This is a genomic window from Streptomyces sp. NPDC058375 (assembly GCF_042723425.1).
GTDB lineage: Bacteria > Actinomycetota > Actinomycetes > Streptomycetales > Streptomycetaceae > Streptomyces > Streptomyces durocortorensis.
In genome coordinates this window covers 1-6,230 of record NZ_JBHXJG010000337.1, presented here as the reverse complement: position 1 = coordinate 6,230, position 6,230 = coordinate 1, and the positions used below count along the sequence as shown (strand labels likewise).

At 74.6% G+C, this 6,230-nt stretch carries 3 protein-coding genes; all 3 read left to right on the top strand.

Annotation, left to right across the window (positions count from 1 at the left end):
* Positions 1-77 precede the first annotated feature (77 nt).
* Positions 78-764, top strand: a complete 687-nt coding sequence (locus ACFWM7_RS32545) for a GNAT family N-acetyltransferase (RefSeq protein WP_097877660.1) — start codon at positions 78-80, stop codon at positions 762-764.
* Between the two features lie 175 nt (positions 765-939).
* Positions 940-2,178: a precorrin-6y C5,15-methyltransferase (decarboxylating) subunit CbiE gene (gene cbiE / locus ACFWM7_RS32540; protein WP_383267632.1), complete on the top strand. Its 1,239-nt coding sequence runs from the start codon at positions 940-942 to the stop codon at positions 2,176-2,178.
* Positions 2,179-2,510: 332 nt separating this feature from the next.
* Positions 2,511-6,107 (top strand): nicotinate-nucleotide--dimethylbenzimidazole phosphoribosyltransferase, encoded by a 3,597-nt coding sequence (gene cobT, locus ACFWM7_RS32535; protein WP_383267629.1) that lies wholly within the window; start codon positions 2,511-2,513, stop codon positions 6,105-6,107.
* The last annotated feature ends 123 nt before the right edge of the window (positions 6,108-6,230 follow it).

Sequence of the window (6,230 nt, the reverse complement as noted above, 5' to 3'; positions counted from 1 at the left end):
GCCCCGCCCCTCCCTCCCCGGAGGCGCGGGGCTCCGTCGTGCCGACCCGCCCATGCACAAGGCGGACCCGATGCTGCATGCTGTGCTTTTACCCGGTCTTCGGCATGGAGCTGCGCATGACTACCACCTTTCCGTCCATCTCCATCAGCACGGACAGGTTGGTGATGCGCCCCTTCGAGATGGCCGACATCCCCGCGTACATCGAGATGATGAACGACGAGGCGGTCGTCGCCTGGATGGACGGACCGAATCCCTGCACCCAGGTCGACGCCGAACGCTGGGTCCGCAGGATCGCCCCCGCCGAACGCACCGGCGGCCAGGGCATCGCCCTCGCCGTCACCGAATTCCTCACCCAGCGGCTCGTCGGCAGCGTCCGACTCCTCAACACCGACTGGCGCACCCGCTCCACCGAGGTCCGCTACATCACCGCCCCCTGGGCCCGCGGCGAGGGGTACGCCACCGAATCCGTGCTCGCCATAGCCGAATGGCTCTTCCGCGACCAGGGCTTCGAACGCATCGAGCTACGCACCCCCGCCGACAACACCGCCTCCCAGCAGGTCGCCCAGAAGCTCGGCTGCATCAGCGAAGGCGTCCTGCGCAACGCCCGTATCGCCCGCACCCGGACCGAGAACGGCACCGACGGCGGCTGGACCGACATCCGCACCGACCTGATCGTCTGGGGACTCCTCCCCGAGGACCTCGAAGGCGTCGCCGAACAGCTCGCGGACGCCGGCGGCTACGGCACGTACAACGACTGGAAGTAGAGCCCGAGGCCCCCCGCGGGCCCAAGGTCCGGACCAGGTAACCTCACCCCTGCCCGGCACACACGGGTCACCTCGCCCGGCACACACGGCTCTCCCGCCCGGCACCGTACGGGAAACGCCCGGCACCGCACGGGTGAACGCCCCACCCCTCCGACACCCCAGGAGACAGACGACGATGGCCGACCGGGTCACGGTGATCGGCTGGGACGGCTCGCCACTGACCAGAGCGGCCACGGCCGCGCTCTCGGCCGCCACGCTCGTCGCGGGCGCCGCGCACCACCTCGCCCTGCCGGAAGTGCCCCCGAACGCCGAACGCATCCGCCTCGGCAGCGTCGACCTCGCCGCCCGCCGCATCGCCGGACACCGCGGCAGCGCCGTGGTCCTCGCCGACGGCGACCCCGGCTTCTTCGGCGTCGTCCGCACCCTGCGCGCCCGCGAACACGGCCTGGAGGTCGAGGTCGTCCCCGCCGTCTCCTCCGTGGCCACCGCCTTCGCCCGGGCTGGGATGCCCTGGGACGACGCCCAGATCGTCGTCGCCCACCCCCGCACCCTGCGCCGCGCGGTCAACGTCTGCCGGGCCCACCACAAGGTCGCCGTCCTCACCTCGCCGGGCGCGGGCCCCGCCGAACTGGCCCTCCTCCTCGACGGGATCCACCGCACCTTCGTCATCTGCGAGGAACTCGGCACCGCCCGCGAGCGCGTCACCGTCCTCACCTCCGACAAGGCCGCCGACCACGCCTGGCGCGACCCCAACGTCGTCATCGTCATCGGCGGCGGCCCCGAGACCACCCCCGCCGGCGCCTGGATAGCCGGCCGCCAACCCGCCTACCCCCAGGGGATACGCGGCTGGGCCCTGCCCGCCGAGGCCTACCGGGCCGCCGGGGCCGAGCGGATGCAGGAGTCCGGCGAGGGCGAGTTCCCCGGGCTGCGCGCCGCCCAGCTCGCCCGTCTCGGCCCCCGCACCGGCGACCTGCTCTGGGACATCGGCTCCGGCAGCGGCGCCCTCGCCGTCGAGGCGGCCCGCTTCGGCGCGGCGGTCATCGCCGTCGACGCCGACCCGGCCGCCTGCGCCCGCACCGAGGCCGCCGCCCGCGCCTTCGGCGTCCCCGTCCAGGTCGTCCGCGGCAGCGCCCCGCACATCCTCGAAAGGCTGCCCGAACCCGATGTCGTACGGATCGGCGGCGGGGGAGTCCCGGTGGCCCGGGCCGTCATCGACCGGCGGCCGGAACGCATCGTCACCCACGCCTCCAACCGGGACGAGGCCGAGGCGCTCGGCGCGGCCCTCACCGGGAACGGCTACACCGTCGAGTGCTCGCTGCTCCAGTCCGTCGACCTGGACACCGAGGTGTGGACCGAGCGGGAGAGGTCCGTCGTGTTCCTTCTCTCCGCAGGGCGTTCGGACCTCGCCCCCTGACCCGTTCGCCCGGTACGCGAGGTAGGCTGGCCGATTGTTGTACCGCGCCCGGGCGTTCGTCGCTTCGTTCGTCAATGTCCGGAAAAGTGGACCGTTTTGGTCCGCACTGTGGTACGGCGCAACCCGGGGGACGCGCAACGTGGCGCAGTCCACAGTGAGCCGTGGCAGAACTGCCTGTCGCGGCGGCGAACGGCCGCGAGAATAGGAAGCCCCGCGGGCGTTTCGTGCCGCGCGGCGAGCCCGCTCGTTCTTGATGACGAGCACCGGCGTGCCGTGGTTCGGCGTCCCGGGCGAAGGGCCGAAGGAGCACTGACGATGGGCGAGGGGTACGCATGACTGACACCGGCCAGGTCCCGGGCGAGGGACTGCCGGAGAACGCAGGCATGGTGGAGCAGCCGGGCATCCCCGCCCCGGACGCGCACACCTTCCTCGACCCCTCCGAGCACACCCCCGAGGACGACGACCTTCTGCTGATGCCGACCTCCCAGGGCGCCTGGAGCGACCCGCAGGCCGCCCCGGCCCCCGCCGCGCAGGGCCAGCCCGTCGCGCCGGCCGCCGTGGCACAGCCCCTCGTAACCGAACACGCCGTGGGGCAGCCCCAGCCGCAGGTTCCCGCGCAGCAGGCCCAGGCGGCCGCCGCCGTGGAGCCGCACAGCACGCACGAGTCCGGTGGCCGCGACTCCGGCTCCGTCGACCTCAACGGCGTACGCATCCCGGCGCCCGCGCCCGCACCGGTCGGCGCCCACGCTGCCACCGCCCCGGCCCGCCGCCCCCTGCACCGGGGCCCGGCCGCCGCCGACCCTCCATCGTACGGCGGCGGTACGCAGGGCGGCGTCGTACGCTCCCTGGCCGACCGGGGCCCCGCTGGAGCCACCCGGACCGCCGCTCCCGCCCGCCACGCGGGCCCGCCGACGACCGGCCCCGAGTACTTCGACATCCCGGCCGAGGACCCCTCGACCCTGCCGGGGCCGCAGCTGGGCGAGATCCCCCCGCAGGCCGGCGCCCCGTGGGGGGCCCAACCGGAGCAGCCCGCCGAGCCGGTGCCCGCCGAGCAGACGGCAGCCGAGCCGGTTCAGCGGCCGGAGCAGGTCGTGGCGGAGCCGGAGCAGGCTGTCGTGGCCGAGCAGGCGGTGACGGAGCAGGCGGTGGCTGAGCCTGAGGTCGCCGAGCAGGCGGTGGCAGGGCAGGCCGAGGCCGTACAGGCCGTGGCTGAGCAGTCCGTCGTGGCCGAGCAGCCGGTCCAGGCGGCCCCGCCGGTTCAGCCGACGGAGCAGGCGGCCGTCCCCGCCCCCCAGGAAGTCCTGGCGGCCTCGATTGCTCCGGCGGCCCCGGCCGCCCCGGTCGAGCAGCCGGCCGAGCCGGATCAGCTGGTGCAGCCCGAGCCGGCCCCGCAGGCCGTCCCGGCAGAAACGGTCGTTCCCGAGTCGGCCGCGGTGGCGATGCCCCCCGCCGGACCGGTCCTCGTCCCTGAGCCCGAGGCGGCACAGCCGGAGCCCCTGGCCGAACCGGCGGAAGCACCCGTGCAGGCCCCGGCCGACGAGGTGACCGCAAGCGAGACGCAGGAGCCGGTGGAGGCTCAGCACGGCGTCGCCGTAACCCCGGAGCCCGACGTACAGGCGGCCCCGGTGGAAGCCGCCGCCCCGGAAGCCCAGGCCCCCGTACAGGAACCGCTCGTCGTCGAGCCGGTGGTGCAGCCTGAGCCGGTGGCCCAGCCCGAACGGGAGCAACCCGCCGAACCGGCCGCCGAGCCGGTCCCGGCCGCAGCAGTGGCCGAGAGCCCGGAGACGGTGGTGGCTCCGGAGACCGCCGTGGCGGAGGAGCAGGTGGCCACGCCGCCCGCCCCCAAGCCCGTACAGCCGGAGCCCGTCGCGGAAGAGCCGGTCGAGCAGCCTGCCGAAGCCGCCGAGCCCGTGGCCGAGGGAACGGCCGAAGGGAACGCGCCGGAGCAGGAAGTGACCCCGGCTCCTGCCTCCGAGCCCGCAGTGGCAGTGACGGAGCCCGAGGCAGCCCACGTGGCCGCACCCGACGCCGAGGACGGCACCGGCCCCGAGGTCATCGAGACACCGGAGCTCCTTCCGGAGCCGCAGGCGACCGAAGCGCAGCCGCAGGCACTGACCGAGACACCGCAGCAGCCGGTGACGGCAGCACAGCCCGAGGAGCCGGTGGAGGCGCTGAAGCCCGCCGAGCAGGCGGCCACCCCGCCCGCCCCCGGTTACGACGACGCCGAGCGCGAAGCCGTGCTGCGGGTCATGCGCGAACGCCGGGACATCCGCAACGGCTTCCGCAGTGACCCGATCCCGCACGAGGTCCTGCTCCGGGTGCTGGAGGCGGCGCACACCGCGCCGAGCGTCGGCCACTCGCAGCCGTGGGACTTCGTCGTCATCCGCTCGGCGGAGACCCGCCGCTCCATGCACGAACTGGCCCAGAGCCAGCGCGACGCCTACGCCAAGTCGCTGCCCAAGGGCCGGGCGAAGCAGTTCAAGGAACTGAAGATCGAGGCGATCCTCGACACCCCGGTCAACATCGTCGTGACGGCCGACCCGACCCGCGGCGGCCGCCACACCCTCGGCCGCCACACGCAGCCGCAGATGGCCCCGTACTCCTCGGCGCTGGCCGTGGAGAACCTGTGGCTGGCGGCCCGCGCCGAGGGCCTCGGCGTCGGCTGGGTGAGCTTCTTCGACGAGCGGGAGATGGTCCGCGCGCTGGGCCTGCCCGAGCACCTCGAAGTCGTGGCGTACCTCTGCGTCGGTTACGTCGACGAGTTCCCCGAGGAGCCCGAGCTGATGCAGGCGGGCTGGTCCAAGCGCCGCCCGCTGTCGTGGGTCGTCCACGAGGAGACGTACGGCCGTCGCGCGCTGCCCGGCGCCGAGCCGCACGACCTGCTCCAGGAGACGATCTCCGCGATCCGCCCGCTGGACGCGAAGGCGCTCGGCGAGGCGTGGGAACGCCAGAAGCGGATGACGAAGCCCGCCGGCGCGCTCGGCATGCTGGAGATCATCTCCGCGCAGCTGTCCGGGCTCTCCCGGATGTGCCCGCCGCCGATCCCGGAGCCCGCGGCCGTGGCGATCTTCGCCGGTGACCACGGGGTGCACGCCCAGGGGGTCACCGCCTGGCCGCAGGAGGTCACCGCCCAGATGGTGGCGAACTTCCTGGGCGGCGGAGCCGTCTGCAACGCCTTCGCGGCGCAGGTGGGCGCGGAGGTCTGCGTCGTGGACGTCGGCGTGGCGACGGACCTGCCCGCGACGCCCGGTCTGCTGCCCCGCAAGGTACGCCCGGGCACGGCGGACTTCACGACCGGCCCGGCCCTCACCCGCGAAGAGGTGCTGGCCGCGATCGAGGTAGGCATCGAGACCGCCCGCGACCTGGTGGCGGCGGGCAACAAGGCGTTGCTCACCGGCGAGATGGGCATCGCCAACACCACGGCGTCGGCCGCACTGATCTGTGTCTACACGGGGATCGACGCGGCCGAGGTGACCGGCCGGGGGACCGGCATCAACGACGAGATGCACGCCCGCAAGGTCGACGTCGTACGCCGCGCCCTCGACCTCCACCAGCCGGACCCGGCCGACCCGATCGGCGTGCTCGCGGCGGTCGGCGGCCTGGAACACGCGGCGATGGCCGGCTTCCTCCTCGGCGGAGCTTCCCTGCGTACGCCGGTGATCCTGGACGGCGTGAGCGCGGGCGCGGCGGCCCTGGTCGCCCGGGCCATCGCCCCCGAGGCACTGGCCGCCTGCATCGCGGGCCACCGCAGCGCGGAGCCCGGCCACGTGGCGGCCCTCAACAAGCTGGGCCTGCGCCCCTTGGTCGATCTGGACCTCCGCCTGGGCGAGGGCACGGGTGCACTGCTGGCACTCCCGATCGTGCAGAGCGCGGCGCGGGCGATGCACGAGGTGGCGACGTTCGACTCGGCAGGCGTGACGGAGAAGTAACAGAGAGGCGGGGGCCTCCGCCCCCGCCTCACCACCCCCGCCGGACCCGCACCCCACTCCTCCCCCGGCCCCCCCCCCCCCCCCCCCCCCCCCCCAACCCCCCCCCCCCCCCCCCCCCCCGCC

Excerpts from the sequence above, each read along its gene's own strand:
- ACFWM7_RS32545 (WP_097877660.1), top strand. The coding sequence starts at position 78 with ATGCTGTGCTTTTACCCGGTCTTCGGCATGGAGCTGCGCATGACTACC.
- cobT (WP_383267629.1), top strand. The coding sequence starts at position 2,511 with ATGACTGACACCGGCCAGGTCCCGGGCGAGGGACTGCCGGAGAACGCA.
- cbiE (WP_383267632.1), top strand. The coding sequence starts at position 940 with ATGGCCGACCGGGTCACGGTGATCGGCTGGGACGGCTCGCCACTGACC.